Annotated in this window: 18 protein-coding genes; 5 read left to right on the top strand and 13 right to left on the bottom strand. The window is 44.1% G+C overall.

The window, feature by feature from the left end:
* Positions 1 to 253 precede the first annotated feature (253 nt).
* Positions 254 to 1417 carry a threonine/serine exporter family protein gene (locus VTAP4600_RS21850; protein WP_102524852.1) on the top strand — a complete coding sequence of 388 codons (1164 nt, stop codon included), beginning with the start codon at positions 254 to 256 and terminating at the stop codon, positions 1415 to 1417.
* Positions 1418 to 1498: 81 nt separating this feature from the next.
* Here VTAP4600_RS21850 and cyoE read toward each other — a convergent pair whose 3' ends face one another.
* The 4 genes from cyoE to VTAP4600_RS21830 are packed head-to-tail and all read right to left on the bottom strand — an operon-like array spanning position 1499 to position 4894.
* Positions 1499 to 2410, bottom strand: a complete 912-nt coding sequence (gene cyoE / locus VTAP4600_RS21845) for a heme o synthase (RefSeq protein ID WP_102524851.1) — start codon at positions 2408 to 2410, stop codon at positions 1499 to 1501.
* A complete protein-coding gene (locus VTAP4600_RS21840) occupies positions 2407 to 3477 on the bottom strand; it encodes a COX15/CtaA family protein (protein WP_231897930.1) in 1071 nt (356 codons plus the stop codon). Before VTAP4600_RS21840 ends, cyoE begins: the two co-directional genes overlap by 4 nt.
* Positions 3478 to 3516: 39 nt before the next feature.
* Complete coding sequence (locus VTAP4600_RS21835) at positions 3517 to 4062, bottom strand: redox-active disulfide-containing membrane protein (RefSeq protein ID WP_102524850.1); 546 nt, start codon at positions 4060 to 4062, stop codon at positions 3517 to 3519.
* Positions 4055 to 4894 carry an SURF1 family protein gene (locus tag VTAP4600_RS21830; RefSeq protein WP_172443204.1) on the bottom strand — a complete coding sequence of 280 codons (840 nt, stop codon included), beginning with the start codon at positions 4892 to 4894 and terminating at the stop codon, positions 4055 to 4057. Before VTAP4600_RS21830 ends, VTAP4600_RS21835 begins: the two co-directional genes overlap by 8 nt.
* A 25-nt stretch (positions 4895 to 4919) precedes the next feature.
* On the opposite strand from VTAP4600_RS21830, the gene VTAP4600_RS21825 reads away from it, so the two are divergent.
* On the top strand, positions 4920 to 5129 hold the full coding sequence (locus tag VTAP4600_RS21825) for a DUF2909 domain-containing protein (protein ID WP_102524848.1): 210 nt from the start codon (positions 4920 to 4922) through the stop codon (positions 5127 to 5129).
* 175 nt (positions 5130 to 5304) lie between these two features.
* Here VTAP4600_RS21825 and VTAP4600_RS21820 read toward each other — a convergent pair whose 3' ends face one another.
* From VTAP4600_RS21820 to VTAP4600_RS21795, 6 genes are all read right to left on the bottom strand, one after another.
* Positions 5305 to 6180, bottom strand: a complete 876-nt coding sequence (locus VTAP4600_RS21820) for a cytochrome c oxidase subunit 3 (RefSeq protein WP_102524847.1) — start codon at positions 6178 to 6180, stop codon at positions 5305 to 5307.
* Complete coding sequence (locus VTAP4600_RS21815; RefSeq protein ID WP_102524846.1) at positions 6177 to 6815, bottom strand: cytochrome c oxidase assembly protein; 639 nt, start codon at positions 6813 to 6815, stop codon at positions 6177 to 6179. The genes VTAP4600_RS21820 and VTAP4600_RS21815 overlap by 4 nt, the downstream gene beginning before the upstream one ends.
* Before the next feature lie 8 nt (positions 6816 to 6823).
* Complete coding sequence (gene ctaD, locus VTAP4600_RS21810; protein WP_331813014.1) at positions 6824 to 8392, bottom strand: cytochrome c oxidase subunit I; 1569 nt, start codon at positions 8390 to 8392, stop codon at positions 6824 to 6826.
* A gap of 74 nt (positions 8393 to 8466) precedes the next feature.
* Entirely contained in the window at positions 8467 to 9573 is a 1107-nt protein-coding gene (gene coxB, locus VTAP4600_RS21805; protein ID WP_231898003.1) for a cytochrome c oxidase subunit II, read from the bottom strand.
* Between the two features lie 436 nt (positions 9574 to 10009).
* On the bottom strand, positions 10010 to 10453 hold the full coding sequence (locus tag VTAP4600_RS21800) for an acyl-CoA thioesterase (protein WP_102524843.1): 444 nt from the start codon (positions 10451 to 10453) through the stop codon (positions 10010 to 10012).
* A gap of 129 nt (positions 10454 to 10582) precedes the next feature.
* Positions 10583 to 11467: a DMT family transporter gene (locus VTAP4600_RS21795; protein ID WP_102524842.1), complete on the bottom strand. Its 885-nt coding sequence runs from the start codon at positions 11465 to 11467 to the stop codon at positions 10583 to 10585.
* A gap of 181 nt (positions 11468 to 11648) precedes the next feature.
* Between VTAP4600_RS21795 and VTAP4600_RS21790 the strand changes: the two genes are divergently transcribed.
* Positions 11649 to 12044, top strand: a complete 396-nt coding sequence (locus VTAP4600_RS21790) for a DUF3302 domain-containing protein (protein ID WP_102524841.1) — start codon at positions 11649 to 11651, stop codon at positions 12042 to 12044.
* Complete coding sequence (locus tag VTAP4600_RS21785; protein WP_102524840.1) at positions 12044 to 13174, top strand: HlyD family secretion protein; 1131 nt, start codon at positions 12044 to 12046, stop codon at positions 13172 to 13174. The genes VTAP4600_RS21790 and VTAP4600_RS21785 overlap by 1 nt, the downstream gene beginning before the upstream one ends.
* 87 nt (positions 13175 to 13261) lie before the next feature.
* On the opposite strand, the gene VTAP4600_RS21780 is transcribed toward VTAP4600_RS21785, so the two are convergent.
* On the bottom strand, positions 13262 to 13966 hold the full coding sequence (locus tag VTAP4600_RS21780; RefSeq protein WP_102524839.1) for a hypothetical protein: 705 nt from the start codon (positions 13964 to 13966) through the stop codon (positions 13262 to 13264).
* A gap of 101 nt (positions 13967 to 14067) precedes the next feature.
* Here VTAP4600_RS21780 and VTAP4600_RS21775 point away from each other — a divergent pair, with 101 nt between their 5' ends.
* On the top strand, positions 14068 to 14946 hold the full coding sequence (locus VTAP4600_RS21775) for a LysR family transcriptional regulator (protein ID WP_102524838.1): 879 nt from the start codon (positions 14068 to 14070) through the stop codon (positions 14944 to 14946).
* Between the two features lie 60 nt (positions 14947 to 15006).
* Here the strand turns inward: VTAP4600_RS21775 and VTAP4600_RS21770 are convergent, their stop codons facing one another.
* Both VTAP4600_RS21770 and VTAP4600_RS21765 read right to left on the bottom strand, forming a co-directional pair.
* Positions 15007 to 15645 (bottom strand): CatB-related O-acetyltransferase, encoded by a 639-nt coding sequence (locus VTAP4600_RS21770; protein WP_102524837.1) that lies wholly within the window; start codon positions 15643 to 15645, stop codon positions 15007 to 15009.
* Between the two features lie 539 nt (positions 15646 to 16184).
* Positions 16185 to 17168 carry a GGGtGRT protein gene (locus tag VTAP4600_RS21765; protein WP_102524836.1) on the bottom strand — a complete coding sequence of 328 codons (984 nt, stop codon included), beginning with the start codon at positions 17166 to 17168 and terminating at the stop codon, positions 16185 to 16187.
* Positions 17169 to 17178: the final 10 nt, after the last annotated feature.

The raw sequence follows: 17178 nt of genomic DNA, 5'->3' as shown, positions 1-17178 counted from the left end.
CATACTGTGATTCAACCATTAGTCTTTGTTATTATTATGTTAACACTAGGATAGTAATGATGATATTGACAATTATTATGTTCCGATATCGAACAATACGTCATTTCCTCCATTTAACTCCTTCCCGCTGTCAATCAGAGTATTTCCATATTTCTTAGTTCGTGAACTTACCGACTAAATCGCATTACTTATTTTGTCAGTAAAGCTGTTGTTTGTTACCTTTGCGACACTATAGACCCACCTTATTTTTCCTATGCCTTCAGAATATCGAATTAAGAAAATTGTTGAGATTGGCGACAAGCTTCATCGCAGCGGTTGCGCGCCTTACAAAGTGGAAAAATACACTCAACATTACGCGTCTAAGCACAATGTTGAGGTGATGATTCAAGCAACACCGACCACCATCAACTACCAATTCCCTGATGATAACAACGCCGTGGTGATGAAGCGTTTGAAGCCGGCTTCAATCAACCTTGCATTGCTCGCTAACACCATTATTCGCATTAATCAGCCGAGCCACGAAGCCGTTGACGAACCTGTAGGTTACCCAAAATGGGTGGTCGCACTGGCAAATATGGGTATTCCACCGGCATACCTCATGCTGGTTGGCAGCACGATGGAAGCGGTATTATTCTCGATATTTTTGGGCTTCATGGTTTGGGTTTGTCAGCTGATTTGCAAAGGACGCCGAAGCATTGCCGTTGAATTTATTTCCTCGCTCATTACGGGAATTTTGGTGGCATTTGTAGCCAGTACGGGGTTACCTATTCCCGTTTGGACCATCTGCATTGCTGCTGTGATTTTGTTTGTGCCCGGGCTCTCTATCGCCAACGCATTAGAATGTCTCGCCTTTAACGATCTCGTATCTGGCACTAGCTTGTTAGGTCAAAGCGCGCTCACCTTGATAAAGCTCTTTGTCGGTATTGTGATTGGGCTGAATATCGGCGAGTCCGTATGGGGTCATGCGCCAGATACCAGCTACCTCAATGAAGTTCCGACGTTTTTACATGTCATTGGTTTGTTTTTACTGTCGGTGTCTATCGGCATCATCTTTAATGCCCGACCAATGGACATACTATTGGGGCTTCCTGTTGCCGTTTTAGGCATGTGGGGGCCATTCTATCTAGGGCTAGACAGTGGATGGGTGGTAGGCACTTGGGTAACAACCGTCCTCATTACTTTGTACGGTACTTGGGTTGCTAAAAAAATGAACCTGACTGGCGCAATATACATTCTTCAAGGCATTATCATCTTGGTTCCGGGTAGCCGCGTGTTAATCAGTGCCAGTCAATCTGTGTTTGAGCAATCTATTTTACCTATCCCGAGCATTGGCTTGTCGGCCTTATTTATGTTTTCGGCCATTGTGGCAGGGCAAGTCACCGCCTACTCTATTTATCCTCCGAAAGTTGAACGATAGCAGACGTAAAAAAGCGAGCCGTGATAAATTTAGCGGCTCGCTTCGTTATTATGCTTAGTGCTACCTAGTCATCTTCCCCATCTAGAACCAATAATGATCCACCAGCAGTGCTGCGAAAAGCCACATCAACTGATAGATGGAGTATTTAAACACCCCCATTGCATAACCAGGTCTATCATGAAACTTAAGTTGCCACGCTTTATAGATAAACCCTGCACTTAGTACCGTAGAGACCACCATGTAAAACTGCCCGCTCATGCCGACCAAAACCGGAAATAAGCATGCGATGGCCACTAAGATGGTATAGAGCAAAATGCTGGTTTTGGTATATTCAACGCCGTGAGTCACAGGCAACATGGGAATGTCTGCTTTTGCGTAGTCATCTTTACGATGAATGGCCAACGCCCAAAAGTGTGGCGGCGTCCAAATGAAAATAATCATCACCAATAACCACGCATGCGAGTGCAGCTCCCCCGTTATAGCCGTCCAACCGAGTAATGGTGGCATTGCCCCTGCGATCCCTGCGATCACAATGTTTTGAGGTGTCGCGCGTTTTAAGTACAAGGTATAAACCACCGCATACCCAAGTAAGCTTGCAAATGTGAGCCACGCAGTCAAAGGGTTCGTCCATAAATACAAAATAGCAAAACCCAATGCCCCGATGGCAACAGCAAACAAGAACGCGTTAACGGCTTTTACATTCCCTGACGGCAAAGGGCGCTTATACGTTCTTGCCATCACGGCGTCAATTCTGCGATCAATCAGGTGATTAAAGGCCGCCGCACTTGCTGCCATTAAGCCAATCCCGACGAGACCCGCCGTCACACTTAACCAAGGTAAAGCTTGATTAGAAGACAATGCCATGCCCACTAACGCAGTAAGCAACATCAATGCGACCACTTTTGGTTTTGTTAACCGATAGTAATCTTGCCATTGAAATGAAGCGTCCGTATTTGATAATGACGCGGTTTGAGAAGATGATTTATCGATCATGATTCGCCTCCAGTGCTCATCATTGGCTGAGAATGTTTAATTTTCACCGTTTGAATAGATAAAACGTAATTAATACGAACCAAACACAGTAGCAACAAAGCAGCGCCCAAGTTATGAGCAACCGCCACAGATAGAGGAAGTTGGTATAATACGTTACTAATGCCTAACGCGATTTGGCCAATAAGTAGCAACAGTAGCACTCTTCCCGGCCCTCTTAATGACGCTAAAGGATGGCTCCATAATTGCGATATCAATCCAAGCAGTACCGCTGTCGTTAGAATTGCCCCGAACCGATGGGAGACATGTATCGTCATTCTGGCGGAGTAATCAAGCACGCCAAATTCATAGTTATCATGCCCACTTTGCAGTAAATCAAAGGCTTGAGTAAAATTAAGCTGAGATAGCCAATCTCCTTGGCATATAGGAAGACTGGTACACATAAGTGCCGCGTAATTGGACGATGTCCACCCACCTAGTAAGATTTGACCAAGCAAGACAACGATGCTCAAAATGGCTAATTTTCTAGGGAAAACGCCCCTATTTTCGTCACGGTTCTCTAGATGTTGTGATTCGTTAGTATTAACCCGCAGTGTTCTGACTTGTTGGCAATGAAGCAAATACAACAGGCTTAATAAAGTAAAACCGCCGATGAGATGCAACATAACAACAACTGGTAACAGCTTTAATGTCACCGTCCACATTCCTAATGCCCCTTGTGCGATAACCAGCAATACTAAGGCGGAAGGCAGTATTTGTAGTTGTCCTTTCTCTTTTGCACTCCACATTGCGATCACACAAATAATGAACCCCAAACTTGCAGCGCAATATCGATGAATCATTTCCAGCCACGCTTTATGCGGCTCTACCGTTAATTCGGGATACAAGGCCTTCGCTGCGCTTAATTCACTGGCTTGTTCAGGCACCAACAAATGACCATAACACCCTGGCCAGTCTGGGCAGCCTAACCCTGCGTCCGACAACCTTGTGTACGCGCCAAGTACGATGACCACCATAGTGAGCAATACGCACAATTTAATCAGTAAATTCAACGACAGCAGTGACTTCATAACAGCCTCCTTACTTGCATTCCATCAATTGGCTAACCCCTAACCGACACGAGAGAGTTTCAGCAGTTTACGAAAATCGGCTAACATGCCTTTACTCTGGGAGATGAGTAAACTTGGGTCGTCTAATTTTGGGTAATGCATAACAAACTGACCCAATGGGTCGATAATCACAAACTCTTGCTCTGGAAAGCGGTGGATTAATTTCTCATCCACGCTGATACGCGCAAAATCATAACGAGCTAACTGGCTAGTATCACTGCTCTTAGAAGCCAATATTGTCGGCCTCACTCTGGTTTGATATTTCCCCAATGAAACATGGCTTTGCTGCAACAAATGCAATTGCTGTTGGCAAAGTTCAGTGCATTCATTTGGCAGTACGTATGCAAGCCTCCACTGTTTTTCCTCTAATTGTGGTATGGCGAAATCCGCTGTTGATACGCTCGGTTGTACTAATTGCCCTTGATTGGTTACCCCTGGCTGATACCAGTTCATGGTCAAAATAACTTTTGCCGCTAATGCCGGTAATGCAAAGACCACCACCAAAGCAATCAGCATTAAACGTCCTCTTAAAACCGTATTATTCATGGTGATCTCCTGTGGGATTAACCGATCCTGCGCTAACACCGAGTTCTGCTTGAGTTTTAGAGCCCACCAATAAAGTCACTTGGCGAAGGCTACGTAGAAAAAGGGTTAACATAATGATAAGAAATACGCTGGCCATCGCAAACCACTGCACGGCGTAGCCCATATGTTTATCGGCGCTCATGCTGACGGGTTTCCATGGCTGTTCATATGGCCAGTTCTCAATATTTTGAATCTGCATCGCCCAAGGCATGAGTGTGAATGAAGCGCGACTTTTCAAATCTGCACTCTCCTCCTCTAGCAACATCGCCAATTCAGGTAAGTTCAGGTTTTGAATACGTTTGGGCCAGCCCGGTTCCGCATGTAATTGATGGCTAATTGGATTGGTTTCCCGCCGATACATTCGACCAGATACTTGTTGCTTGTTTCTTAAAACAGCAATTTTAGGTAATTCATTGCGGCTTAGAGGCGCGTCAACAAACCCGAGTTCGAGTAGCACGTAAAGTGGCGGATTTAGTTGCGCCGTAACCACCGCTAATTGATAAGCCAGATAACCGACTTTGCCATTAAAGGTTTGATTATCCAATAACACGATTTGATCGGGCATTGGCTCTACATGAGCGACACCAATTACGCCCGTGATATTAGAGTCGATAGGCAGTTCTGATAGTTGAGTCAGTGGCATTGCGGCTTGATTTTGTCTTTCTTCTAATTGTTGTTCCATCACGGATTTTTGCGCAGATCGATCAAGTTGCCACAGCCCTAACTTGATCAAAATAGAAAACACCACCACAGTTAATACAAACGCCACCCAAAACCACACACGCGTCAACATCACTCTCCATGGAGCAATTATTGAAATGTCTTGGTTTAAATTGATTCTGGTCTGCATGCTGCTAATTGTTATCCTTAACTTAGGTCGAGCTCTCGTTGCCATGATGAAAGGCAACAGTGATAAACCGACCAGCCATTTCCTAGGCCGTCGCTTGATGTACTCTGCGTTTGTTATTGTCCTACTATTGGTCGCCCTCAATTTTGGCTGGATAACCCCAAACCCAAGGCCTTATTAGAAGTACTAAAAGCTAGGTACTAAAAGCTAAGTGGAAGAGCGTGTTCGTTTTAGCTTCAGGTGCGTCGACTTTATAAACTCCACTCAACACTTACTACTTAGCTTTTTAGCGCTCCGCTTTTAGCTTCTACCACTTCGCTTTTAGCACTTAGCTTTTAGTACTTCCCCTTCCCCCATCAAAGCACATAAACGAAAATAAACAGAGTCAGCCAGACCACGTCTACAAAGTGCCAGTACCAACTGCCAGCTTGAAAAGCAAAGTGATTTTTCGGATTAAAATGGTCACACGCTATACGTGCCAGCAGTACTATCAAAAACACCGTCCCTAAAAATACATGCATGCCATGAAAGCCAGTGAGCAAGAAAAAGGTATTCCCATACACTCCGGATTGAAGCGTTAAACCCAAATCCTGATAGGCATGTATGTATTCTTGGCCTTGGTAATATAAAAAAGTCACGGCAAGAATAATGGTCAGCTCTAACCACACCACCAATGCCGTTCGATGATTTTTTTCCAGGCTGGTGTGAGCCATGTGTAAAGTAATCGACGAGGTAATCAAGATAATGGTGTTAAACAGTGGTAAGCCTTGCCAGCCCATTGCCTGCGTAGTTTGACCGCTAGGTGTGATGGTCAACGGCCACATTTCTTCAAATCCGGGCCACAGCACAGCATTGGTCATTGCATTATTATCGCCACCCGCAAGCCAATGAACAGCAATCATACGTGCATAAAACAGCGCACCGAAAAACGCCGCAAAAAACATCACTTCAGAGAAAATAAACCAGCTCATGCCCTGTCGAAAAGAGATATCCAATTGTCGTGAATAAAGCCCCGCCATGGATTCTTGAATCACATTCCTCATCCAGCCTATAAACATGAACAAGAAAATCCCCACTCCTGCAAACAGCATCATTTTGCCGAAAACACTGCCGCTTTCTAAGCTCTGCACTGTCACGCCCGCCCCTACAGCGATAAAAAACAAAGCTATCGCGCCCACTAATGGCCAAACGCTATGGGAAGGAACATAATAGGTTGAAGGTTGGGTACTCATTGTGACGCTCCTTGCTCTTGCGCATGCTCTGGCGTTAGGCCCTGATAAGCCAATTTGTCGTTTGTAATGCTGTTCGAAACAGATTCCGTAGGTTCGGTAGCCGTATTCTCTTTGAATTGGAAAAGAGTATAAGAAAGCGTCAACGTATGAATGCTTTCTGGAATATCAGGTTCTATATAGAAAATAACGGGTAGCTCAGCGGCACTTTGGCCCGCAAGAGGCTGTTGGTTAAAACAAAAACACTCAATTTTATTGAAATAACTGGCGGCCAATCCCGGAGAAACAGAAGGAACGGCTTGCCCGGTTAGATCCTTCGTCGCAGTATTAAAAGCGCGATACGCCGTTTGAATGACTTCCCCTGGGTGCACCAACATTTCCGCCTGTATTGGACCAAATTCCCATGGAATGTCTGAATCTACCTGAGCAATGAACTGCACTTTAATCAAACGACTTTCATCTACTTGCATTCCGGTTGGCGTTTCAACCGCATTGCTGCTTGTTTTTCCGTTAATCCCTAACTGCTCACACATGATGTCGTACAAAGGAATAAGAGCAAAACCAAAACCAAACATGCCCACAACGGCCAACAACAGCCATTTGGTTAGGGTTTTATTTGCTTGATTAATGTCACTCATAAACGCTCCTAATTCTCGATTTTCGGAGGCGTTTCAAACGTATGGTGAGGCGCAGGGCTTGCAACTGTCCACTCTAAACCTTCTGCCCCCTCCCAAACTTTCGCGGGCGCTTTTTCTCCACCACGTACGCATTTGATAACAAGCCATAAGAAAATCAGTTGCGACAGCCCAAACGCAAATCCGCCAATAGAAACAATTTGGTTCACGTCAGCAAACTGGATCGCATAGTCAGGAATACGTCTTGGCATGCCAGCCAAACCCAAGAAATGCATAGGAAAAAACAGCACGTTGACTGAGATGACAGAACACCAGAAATGCCACAAACTCAGACGTTGGTCATACATATGTCCCGTCCATTTCGGCAGCCAATAATAAGCCGCGGCCATAATGGAAAATACAGCACCAGACACCAAAACATAATGGAAGTGAGCCACCACGAAATAGGTATCGTGATACTGGAAATCAGCAGGGACAATCGCCAGCATTAAGCCGGAAAAGCCACCTATCGTGAACAGAACAATAAAGGCGATAGAAAACAGCATTGGTGTTTCGAAGGTTAATGAGCCTCGCCACATCGTCGCGACCCAATTAAATACTTTCACTCCGGTTGGAACTGAAATCAACATGGTGCAATACATAAAAAACAGCTCAGCAAACACGGGCATACCTGTGGTAAACATGTGATGCGCCCAAACCAAAAAAGACAGCAGAGCGATACTGCACGTTGCGTACACCATGGAATGATAACCAAACAACTTCTTACCGCTGAATGCAGGAACAATCGCCGAAATGATGCCAAAAGACGGCAATATCATGATGTACACTTCTGGATGCCCAAAGAACCAGAAAATGTGTTGGAACATCACCGGATCGCCGCCACCAGCAGCATCAAAGAAACTGGTGCCAAAGTACTTATCCGTTAAGATCATGGTCACCGCCCCGGCTAAAACGGGCATCACCGCGATGAGCAAAAATGCGGTAATCAACCAAGTCCAAACGAACATTGGCATTTTCATTAAGGTCATGCCGGGAGCACGCATATTGAATATGGTCACGATCACGTTAATTGCACCCATGATCGAGCTGATCCCCATGATGTGTACGCTGAACACAAACAGCGCGGTACTATCTGGAGCGTAAGTCGTCGACAGCGGCGCATAGAAGGTCCAACCAAAGTTAGGGCCGCCCCCTTCCATAAACAATGAACTGAGCAAGATTAAAAAAGCAAAGGGGAGAATCCAAAAGCTTAGGTTATTCATCCGAGGTAATGCCATATCTGGCGCACCGATCATAAGCGGAATCATCCAGTTGGCTAACCCGACAAAGGCAGGCATTACCGCACCAAACACCATAATCAAACCGTGCATGGTCGTCATCTGATTAAACAAATTGGGTTCGATGAACTGTAAGCCTGGCTGAAATAACTCGACCCGAATAAGCATAGCGAACAAGCCGCCAATCAAAAACATACTGAAGCTAAACCAAAGATACAGTGTTCCTATGTCTTTATGATTAGTGGAATAGAGCCAGCGACCGATCCCTTTCGGCGCCCCATGATGCTCGCTGTCAATGTCTATCCCGCGATCATGGTCTGTCCCGCCGTCATAGGTGGATTCTGCGCTGTGATTGGTTAGATTCTCATTCGTCTCACTCATTGCGCATCCTCACTACCCAGTTGATTAACATCGGAGGCTTGCACCACATCATTGGTATTGTTGCCCCACGCATTCCTTTCGTAAGTCACGACGGCCGCTATTTCTTCATCGCTTAATTGATTAGCAAACGCCTGCATCGCCGTCCCCGATACACCATTCGCGATCACATCAATGTGTTTATTAATGTCTCCTAACGCGACAGGGCTGTCTTTCAACGCAGGGAATACCCCCGCCAAACCAAGTCCATTCGGCTGATGGCATACACTGCAACGATCAAGGTAAACCTTTTCACCTAAAACCATGAGCTCTTCCATGCTACGAGTACTTGCAAGTGCTTGTTGTTCAGCCAATTTTTTTTCCTGTGCTAACACTTTTTGCTCTGCTAACCATTCGTTAAACTTCCCTTCCTCCATAGCATGCACCACAACGGGCATGAAACCGTGGTTTCGACCACACAACTCTGCACATTGACCACGATACACACCTGGTTCATCTATTTTGGTCCACGACTCATTAATGAAACCGGGTACGGTGTCTTTTTTAACGGCAAAGTCAGGAACCCACCATGAGTGAATCACGTCATCAGAGGTGAAAAGAAAGCGGATTTTTTTATTGATTGGTAAAACCAAGGGGTTATCAACTTCAAGTAGGTAATTCGCACCTTTGATTTCTTGTCCTTCGATCTGCTCAGCGCTGGTTGTCATGAAGCTATAAAACTCAACATCCTCGCCAAAATAACTGTAATGCCACTTCCACTGTGACCCTGTCACCTTAATCGTAATATCAGATTCACTGGTATCTTCCATTGCAATGAGTGTTGTGGTTGCTGGGATGGCCATAGCAATGAGGATGATGACTGGAATAACAGTCCAAATGATCTCTACTTTGGTGCTTTCATGAAAATTAGCAGCCACGGCACCTTGAGACTTTCTGTGCTTAAAGATTGAATAAAACATGACACCAAACACAACAACTGCAATGGCTACGCATATGTAGAAAATCAACATATGTAGCTCATACACTTGAGCACTGATTTCTGTAACGCCTTTCGTCATATTGAACTGGCTATCACTCCATCCAGTTGGAGAATAAAACGCAGCTATTAGCCATAAAGATCCTGATCTTCTCAAAAGGTGTTCCCTCCCATGATCGTTCCCTGTTCAACATGAAGTTGTTATACCAATGTTAATAAAGCTAGGTTCTTATTCCGATATGTTCAAGAAACAATCTTCGATATGCATGCAGATATTTCGCTAATAAATCACTGAATTACCGAACGCATCATGGGGTGACGTCATTAAAATGGTGCCAGTTTGAGCTAAGATTTTGGCGTATAAAAAGAGAAGAGAGCTAGATAGAATAAGGGGTATAAGTAAGACCACGTTAATCCAATGGTTTAAATTATTTGGCTATTTAAGCTACAAATAAAACCAATCTGGCAACGATTTCGCCGCCAGATTAGCACCAAAAACATGACAATATTGTTTGGTAAGATTACTGATTAAACACAGGTATTTCTCTTAAAGTGGCAGAACAAAGTCAGCAAGGAGACATCGCTTCCATTTCCGACATTTCACGTTTTAACCGTTCCGATAGTGTCGCTTTTTGATGAGTGTTAAAGTCAAACATAACCACTTGGGCCTCACCTTTAGTAACGACTTTGCCCAACTTTGAACTAAACACCTGATACTCCATATCAAAGCGATCATCGGCGATATTGGTCACACGTGTGCCGATGTGTAAGGTATCTGGATAGGTTACAGGCAAGAAATATTTCGCATTTGTCGATCCAAGCACCGGACCAATATTGGTTTCGTGCATTGATTCCATTAATTGAACTTCATTGAAATATTCTAATCGCGCAATTTCAAAATATCGAAAATAGACCGCGTTATTAACATGATTCAATGCATCCATTTCGCCCCACGCGACTTTAATCTCCGTGATACAAGGAAACACCTTTTCAAACTCTTCTTTCAACATCATTCACTCCATTATTTAAGTCTCTTGCCATCCATGACAGATGAATCAGTCGTCACGATGTTAACAAATTGTTACTTCAAATAATGTAAGTTCAGTCAAGGTTCGTTAACACAATCAATCCGTTCATTCTTAAAGAAAGAACAAGGAGATACCACCGATGGCCGCCAGCGTACCCAATAAGGCACTTTTCCCTATCGGCTCACCTTTCCAGTAGTAAATGAATAAAATAAACAGCGGACTTGTTGCGATAAGGGTCTGAGCGACCGCAGGATTTGCGTGCTTGAGAGCGATTTGCTGTAACCATAGCGCCAAAAAAGTGCCCACAAAAATAGCCAACAGCAATATATAGCGAGATCGCTTTGTTAAGCTTCTGGCGTTGCTTGCGAGCTTAGAGTAAGGTTTTTTCTCTAGAAAAGGGATACAAATCATTACGGTGATAACACCAACAGCAAGACGAATTAACGCACCTAAAAGCGGCGCTATATCACCCGCTACCAGTGCATAATGTGAGATAACCACACCTGTTGCTTGGCACACGCTAGCCAACAAGCCAAAACCAATACCGGATGCAGAAGTCTTTTCACCAATCGTGTTGGGTTTAAACATAACAAACGTCACTGCCAAAGTGGTAATGAGGACACCCAACCAACTTTGCAAACTCAAACTCGCGCCAAGAACGAGTAAAGCAAGAACACCCGACAACGGCGGAGCCAAGGACTCGAGCAAGAGTGTTTTATTTGCACCAATACGCTTGAGAGCCGCAAAATAGGCACTGTCACCTATTGCGATGCCAATAACCCCTGAAATAGCCAATATCATCAGGTGATCAGAGTTAATCGACATCGTTGGCATTGACAGAAATGGCATGACCACCAGCATCATCGCAGAAGCAATCGTCCCTTTTACGATATTGAGCTGTAACGCCGTAAATTGATGACTAAACTGGCTATATATCCACGTTGCTACTGCCCATACTATCGCTGCTGATACCGCAGCCAATTCACCTAAATACATCACCACCTCACTTTTTTATCACTGTATAAAGTGTGACGAACTTAAGCAATAGGCACTGAAGCCAAATCAGATACAACCAGCAGGAAGAAAATGATTAATGTGTCATAGCGTAAATTACTATTTTTCAAATAGATAAAGTATTGCTAATCTATCTTTAATCATAATCAATCAAGGACGAATTATGTTTCTAGATTACTTTGCCCTCGCGCTACTGATCTTTGTCGCCCTCGTTATTTTTTACGGCATCATCGTTATTCACGATATTCCTTACGAAATTGCCAAAGAACGCGATCACCCCCATCAAGATGCTATTCACGTCTCCGGCTGGGTCAGCTTATTCACTTTGCATGCTATTTGGCCGTTTCTTTGGATTTGGGCAACACTCTGGCGTAAAGAACGTGGCTGGGGCTTTCATAAATTAGAAGAAGAGCAACATGATATTCACCATCGTGTCGACGTATTGATTGACCAAGTAAAAAACTTGGAAGAGCAAGTACAGACGTTACAAGCAGCAAAAACGCTGTCAACTGACTCTCTAGTGGTTGAAACTCAGAATACATCTGAAGGAGAGAAATAATGGATCTATTACTCATTCTCACCTACGCCGCACTGTGTATTGCTGTATTTAAAATCTTCAAGATCCCGTTAAACAAATGGACAGTCCCCACTGCCGTACTCGGTGGTGTCGTTCTCATTGGTACTCTAATTCTACTGATGAACTACAACCATCCGTTCACTCAACTCGGTGGGCAGTATTACACTACCACTCCAATCGTGCCGAGTGTTAAAGGCAAAGTGATCGAGGTGAATGCGCAACCGAATACGCCGATGAAAGAAGGAGATATTCTTTTCAAGATCGATCCAACACCATTTAAAGCTGAGTTAATCCGCAAGAAAGCAGCGTTAGTCGCGGCAGAACAAGGAGCATTGCAGTTAGAGTCTCAATTTAAAGAGGCGCAAGCGGGATCAATCAAAGCAGAAGCGGATCGAGATAAAGCCAAACGCGAGTTCGCAAGATACGAAAAAGGCTTCGCTAAAGGCGCGTTTACCGAGCAACAAGTAGATACTCGTCGTCAAGCTTATAAAGCGGCTCAAGCGGGTTTGGAAGCGGCCATCGCCAACACCAAACAAGCGGAATTAGCGTTTACTTCTGAAATCGACGGTGAAAACACCACAGTTGCACAAAGAAAAGCCGAACTAGAGCAAGCTCAGTTTAACTTTGACGAAACCACTGTTAGAGCGCCAACCGATGGCTATGTCACTCAGTTGGCTCTTCGCCCAGGTATGATGGCCGTTCCCATTCCACTGCGTCCAGTCATGACGTTTGTTCATACTGAAGACAAGTTCTATGTTGGTGCATTTCGCCAGAATTCTTTACAGCGATTACAGCCGGGTTTTCAAGCAGAATTTTTATTCCGAGCATTGCCTGGCCGAGTCTTTACAGGTGAAATCGTAGAAGTCATTCCCGCTATTGGTGAAGGCCAAATACAAGCGTCAGGTAGCTTGCTTACTACCAATGCTTTACGCAGTAATGGCCGTACTATGGTAAAACTTCGTATCACGGATGATTTATCGAAATACCATTTACCTATGGGTAGCAATGCTGAAATCGCCATTTATTCTGATAGCTTCACTCATGTGTCTATCATGCGTAAAGTATTGATTAGAATGAAAAGTTGGCAGAATTATTTGTATTTAGATCATTAGAGGCTAAAGGCTAAATAGGAAGTAAATAGCAAAAATCCCGGCAAGTTAATTGCTGGGATTTTTTGTTATCAAAGGTATTAAACTTACTTAAAAGTAGTAGTTAGCTTGCAACCAAGCGACGGTGTCGGCTTTTTGGTCTACCCCTAGCTTATTGTTGCTATTGGCTTTCATGTCGGTAGTGTGCTCTAGCTTGAAACCAACAGACGTCACATCTGAAGTCATCAAACCGCCGCCCACTTCAATCTGATTGACAAACTGCTTACCTTCAACATGATACGTCGTTTTAGGGTTTGCATATAGCCAGTGCCCATCATCAAACGCATACATCGCATACACACCGGCTTGTGCTAGACCGCTGTCTTTCGCCATACCTGAATTGTTTTTGCCATCTTTAGTCGCGGAATAACCTGCAGACAACATTGGGAATACCGTCACCCTCTCAGAAACCGGCATTTTGTATATTAAACCACCGAGTACCGTTGTGTTGTTAACACCACCCAACACATCAACAGAATACCCTAAGCCATCGGTTACATGGAAATAGCGACCGCGGTAATTAAAGCGATCTTCTACTTTGTTCACTTTTGCATCATAGCCAAGATCAAGTTGGAAGATATTGGAGCCTGCTCCATACATCATATTCACTTGGCCTGCACGGTCAGTACCACTCACACCGACAGTGCTGAAACTTGCTGTTGGATCTCCATAATTGATGTCTTCTTTAGGCGCTTCCTGTGCCATTGTTGTTGCGCTTGTCGCACAGATAAGTACTGCTAGAAGTGTCTTTTTCATAATAATGCTCTCTTTCATGGATATCTTGTATGGCTTAATCATCACAAATGAGCTTTAATAGATCGAATTAGTATCTAACGGGTTATCGAATAGGTGGACCAATGCTCAACATGGATCAATTGGCTGCATTTGTTGCAGCTGCCGAAAAAGGCTCTTTCTCTGCAGCCGCAAGGCACCTTGGCAAAAGCCAAAGCTCGGTCAGTATCGGAGTTAACAATCTGGAACTGGATCTCGGCGTAACTTTGTTTGATAGAAGCACAAAATACCCGACCCTAACACCACAAGGTGAGCGTTTGTACGCCCAAGCCAAGGTATTAATACGTCAAGCGGAACGAATTCAAAGCTACGCTCAAGAAGTAGTGAATGAGGTGGAGGGCGAACTTAAAATTGCGATCGACCCGTTGGTGCCATTTGATGTGATTGATTCGACTTTGGAAAAGCTGGCTCAGCAGTTTCCGTATACTCAAATTCACATAGCGAAATATAACAACGAACAAATAACCAGCTTGTTACTCAGTGAAGAGGTAAATCTCGGGCTACATATTACTCATAAAGGCATACCCGATAATCTGGAGTTCATCGCCATAGAACAAGTAGAGTGGATTTGTGTTTGTAGCCCAGACTCAGAACTCGCCGATATGGACGAAGTTGACAACGAAACCTTGATATCAAAAAGACAAATAGCTTGTGACAGCATGATGATTAACCCGCTATTAAGTGCGACAGGGAAAATTTCTCAAGATATTTGGACGGCATCCGATCAAGACGACATGGTTCGCCTAGTAGAGCAAGGAATTGGCTGGGCATTTTTGCCTAAACAGATGTCTTTGGAAAAACTCGCGCTCGGTACTTTGATTGAGTTCAACCCTGAGTTTAAAAAAACCAATATGCACAGCGTTATCGATCTTATTTGGAAAGCGAACGCGCAGCAAGGTCCAGTGATGCGCTTCTTGTTAAATGAGCTAGCACCCAAAGGTTAAGCGAAACAATAATGATATAAAAAAACCATGGTGACACTAACCACCATGGTTTTAAAATGATTACTTAGCAACCTGATCGTAGGCTTCTACTGCACTGGCTAATTGACTCAAATTCGAATCACACAAGTAAGGTTTTAACGCCTCAAATTTGGCCTCGGGCCAATCGTAGATATTCATCGAAAGCAGCTGTTGTACTGTCTCTTCATCGAAACGGTGCTTGACCAGCTTTGCAGGGCTTCCACCAACGATACTATAAGGTGCAACGTCTTTTGTAACCACGCTGTTTGCCGCTATGATCGCTCCCTCACCAATAGTAACGCCCGGCATGATCATCGCTCGCATTCCTAGCCAAGCGCCATCATGTATGTGCGTATCCCCTTTAGAAACGTACGCTTGGTCGATCACATCCATAAATGGGTATAAACAAAACCAATCCGCTCGGTGAGTATGGTTACCTCCCATGAGGATGACGACCTCTGCACCAATACAGACGTAATCACCAATATGGAGTTTGTCGATCTCCCACCTTGGTTCCCACTCGCGGCTTATTTTATCTCCATGAAGATAGCGAACCACCGACTCTTCGAACCCGTTGTCCCAGCAATCACTGTAGTAACTGTGTTTACCTTTAACGGTGATGTTTTCGTTCGTTACCACTTCATGCAGTAACTGGAATTTAGACCAATGTTTTTCTTTCATGACAAGATTCTCTGTATAGATTTAAACTTTTGCCACGGAACGTTATGCCAATTAATAAACTGACAGTAACAGTGGCGATATGTTCACGCTCAGAACACATCGCGTCAAACGATTCGGGGATGATTCAATAGTGGATTCATCAGCAACCTCTCTTTGTACTTTACCTGCACTTTACTCGTTTCTAAAAGAAAGTGCTTTTCATCAATTATAGATTACCTAAATAATCTCTTAGACAAAGCCGCACCAAGGCTGAGCGCTCTTTTAGGAATCAAGTTAAGTGAGATAATAAAAAATCCCACGTTGACTAGACGTGGGATTAGGTAACCAATTATAGGGGGCTAAAAAATCTCGGATATGAATATTTTTTAGCATTTTTGGTTGGTTTTAGTATGCATAACATTGGAAAACAATAAAAGAGTAATAATCAAACCTTTACATTTCCCCTTTTAAATCACAAGTTGTTTGAATTACGGACATTCCTGAGGAAATTTACAATGTAAATCTTCTATTGAACTTAATGTCTACCTTAACCAGTGCCATTAAGCCACTTCATGCTGTTCTTGTTGCTCTACCGCAACAGCAAGTGCTACCGTTGCGCCTACCATAGGGTTGTTGCCCATTCCAATGAAGCCCATCATGGCAACATGCGCAGGTACAGAGGAGCTGCCAGCAAACTGGGCATCTGCATGCATTCTGCCCATCGTATCCGTCAAACCATACGAAGCAGGGCCTGCTGCTACATTATCGGGATGAAGTGTACGGCCAGTCCCCCCTCCTGAAGCCACTGAAAAGTACGATTTTCCTTGATTGAGCCTTTCTAATTTATACGTACCTGCAACAGGGTGTTGAAATCGAGTAGGGTTAGTCGAGTTACCCGTTATACTCACATCAACGTCTTCTCTGTGCATGATTGCCACGCCTTCTCTGACATCATCAGCCCCGTAACAGAGAATGTCGCCACGTAAACTTTTCGAAAAACGTTTACGACTGACTTCGTTTAGCTCCCCAGTTTCATAATCGTATTCAGTTCTTACATAAGTAAAACCATTTATGCGAGAGATAAGGTAAGCGGCATCTTTACCCAATCCATTTAGGATCACTTTTATGGGTGTTTTACGTGATTTATTGGCGTTCAGTGCAATTTTTATTGCCCCTTCGGCGGCTGCAAATGACTCATGACCCGCTAAAAACGCAAAACACTTTGTTTCTTCATTTAGCAAACGGGCAGCAAGAGCCCCATGACCTAGTCCAACACGCCTTTGAGCAGCAACACTGCCTGGTTTACAAAATGCCTGCAGGCCCTCACCAATACTTAATGCCGCAGATTCAGCATTTTGATTGTGTCGGAAGAGCGCGAGAGCCGTACCCAAGGTATACGCGTCACATGCATTATCAAACGCAATGGGCTGTGTATCGAGCACCATTTTTTTAGCATCAATGCCGTTAGATAAACAGTATTGGTATGCCTGTTCTATGGTACAAAAATTCATGTCTTTTAGAATTTGGATCGCTTGATTGTTCATAATAGAGCCT

The organism is Vibrio tapetis subsp. tapetis (assembly GCF_900233005.1).
In the GTDB taxonomy this organism is placed as follows: domain Bacteria; phylum Pseudomonadota; class Gammaproteobacteria; order Enterobacterales; family Vibrionaceae; genus Vibrio; species Vibrio tapetis.
The sequence above is the reverse complement of the archived record's forward strand: the minus strand, read 5'-3'. Positions and strand labels throughout refer to the sequence as shown.

Excerpts from the sequence above, each read along its gene's own strand:
- VTAP4600_RS21825 (WP_102524848.1), top strand. The coding sequence starts at position 4,920 with ATGTCTTGGTTTAAATTGATTCTGGTCTGCATGCTGCTAATTGTTATC.
- VTAP4600_RS21765 (WP_102524836.1), bottom strand. The coding sequence starts at position 17,168 with ATGAACAATCAAGCGATCCAAATTCTAAAAGACATGAATTTTTGTACC.
- VTAP4600_RS21850 (WP_102524852.1), top strand. The coding sequence starts at position 254 with ATGCCTTCAGAATATCGAATTAAGAAAATTGTTGAGATTGGCGACAAG.
- VTAP4600_RS21840 (WP_231897930.1), bottom strand. The coding sequence starts at position 3,477 with ATGAAGTCACTGCTGTCGTTGAATTTACTGATTAAATTGTGCGTATTG.
- VTAP4600_RS21800 (WP_102524843.1), bottom strand. The coding sequence starts at position 10,453 with ATGTTGAAAGAAGAGTTTGAAAAGGTGTTTCCTTGTATCACGGAGATT.
- VTAP4600_RS21790 (WP_102524841.1), top strand. The coding sequence starts at position 11,649 with ATGTTTCTAGATTACTTTGCCCTCGCGCTACTGATCTTTGTCGCCCTC.
- VTAP4600_RS21770 (WP_102524837.1), bottom strand. The coding sequence starts at position 15,645 with ATGAAAGAAAAACATTGGTCTAAATTCCAGTTACTGCATGAAGTGGTA.
- VTAP4600_RS21795 (WP_102524842.1), bottom strand. The coding sequence starts at position 11,467 with ATGTATTTAGGTGAATTGGCTGCGGTATCAGCAGCGATAGTATGGGCA.
- VTAP4600_RS21785 (WP_102524840.1), top strand. The coding sequence starts at position 12,044 with ATGGATCTATTACTCATTCTCACCTACGCCGCACTGTGTATTGCTGTA.
- VTAP4600_RS21815 (WP_102524846.1), bottom strand. The coding sequence starts at position 6,815 with ATGAGTGACATTAATCAAGCAAATAAAACCCTAACCAAATGGCTGTTG.
- VTAP4600_RS21780 (WP_102524839.1), bottom strand. The coding sequence starts at position 13,966 with ATGAAAAAGACACTTCTAGCAGTACTTATCTGTGCGACAAGCGCAACA.
- VTAP4600_RS21830 (WP_172443204.1), bottom strand. The coding sequence starts at position 4,894 with ATGTTGACGCGTGTGTGGTTTTGGGTGGCGTTTGTATTAACTGTGGTG.
- VTAP4600_RS21835 (WP_102524850.1), bottom strand. The coding sequence starts at position 4,062 with ATGAATAATACGGTTTTAAGAGGACGTTTAATGCTGATTGCTTTGGTG.
- cyoE (WP_102524851.1), bottom strand. The coding sequence starts at position 2,410 with ATGATCGATAAATCATCTTCTCAAACCGCGTCATTATCAAATACGGAC.
- VTAP4600_RS21775 (WP_102524838.1), top strand. The coding sequence starts at position 14,068 with ATGCTCAACATGGATCAATTGGCTGCATTTGTTGCAGCTGCCGAAAAA.
- VTAP4600_RS21820 (WP_102524847.1), bottom strand. The coding sequence starts at position 6,180 with ATGAGTACCCAACCTTCAACCTATTATGTTCCTTCCCATAGCGTTTGG.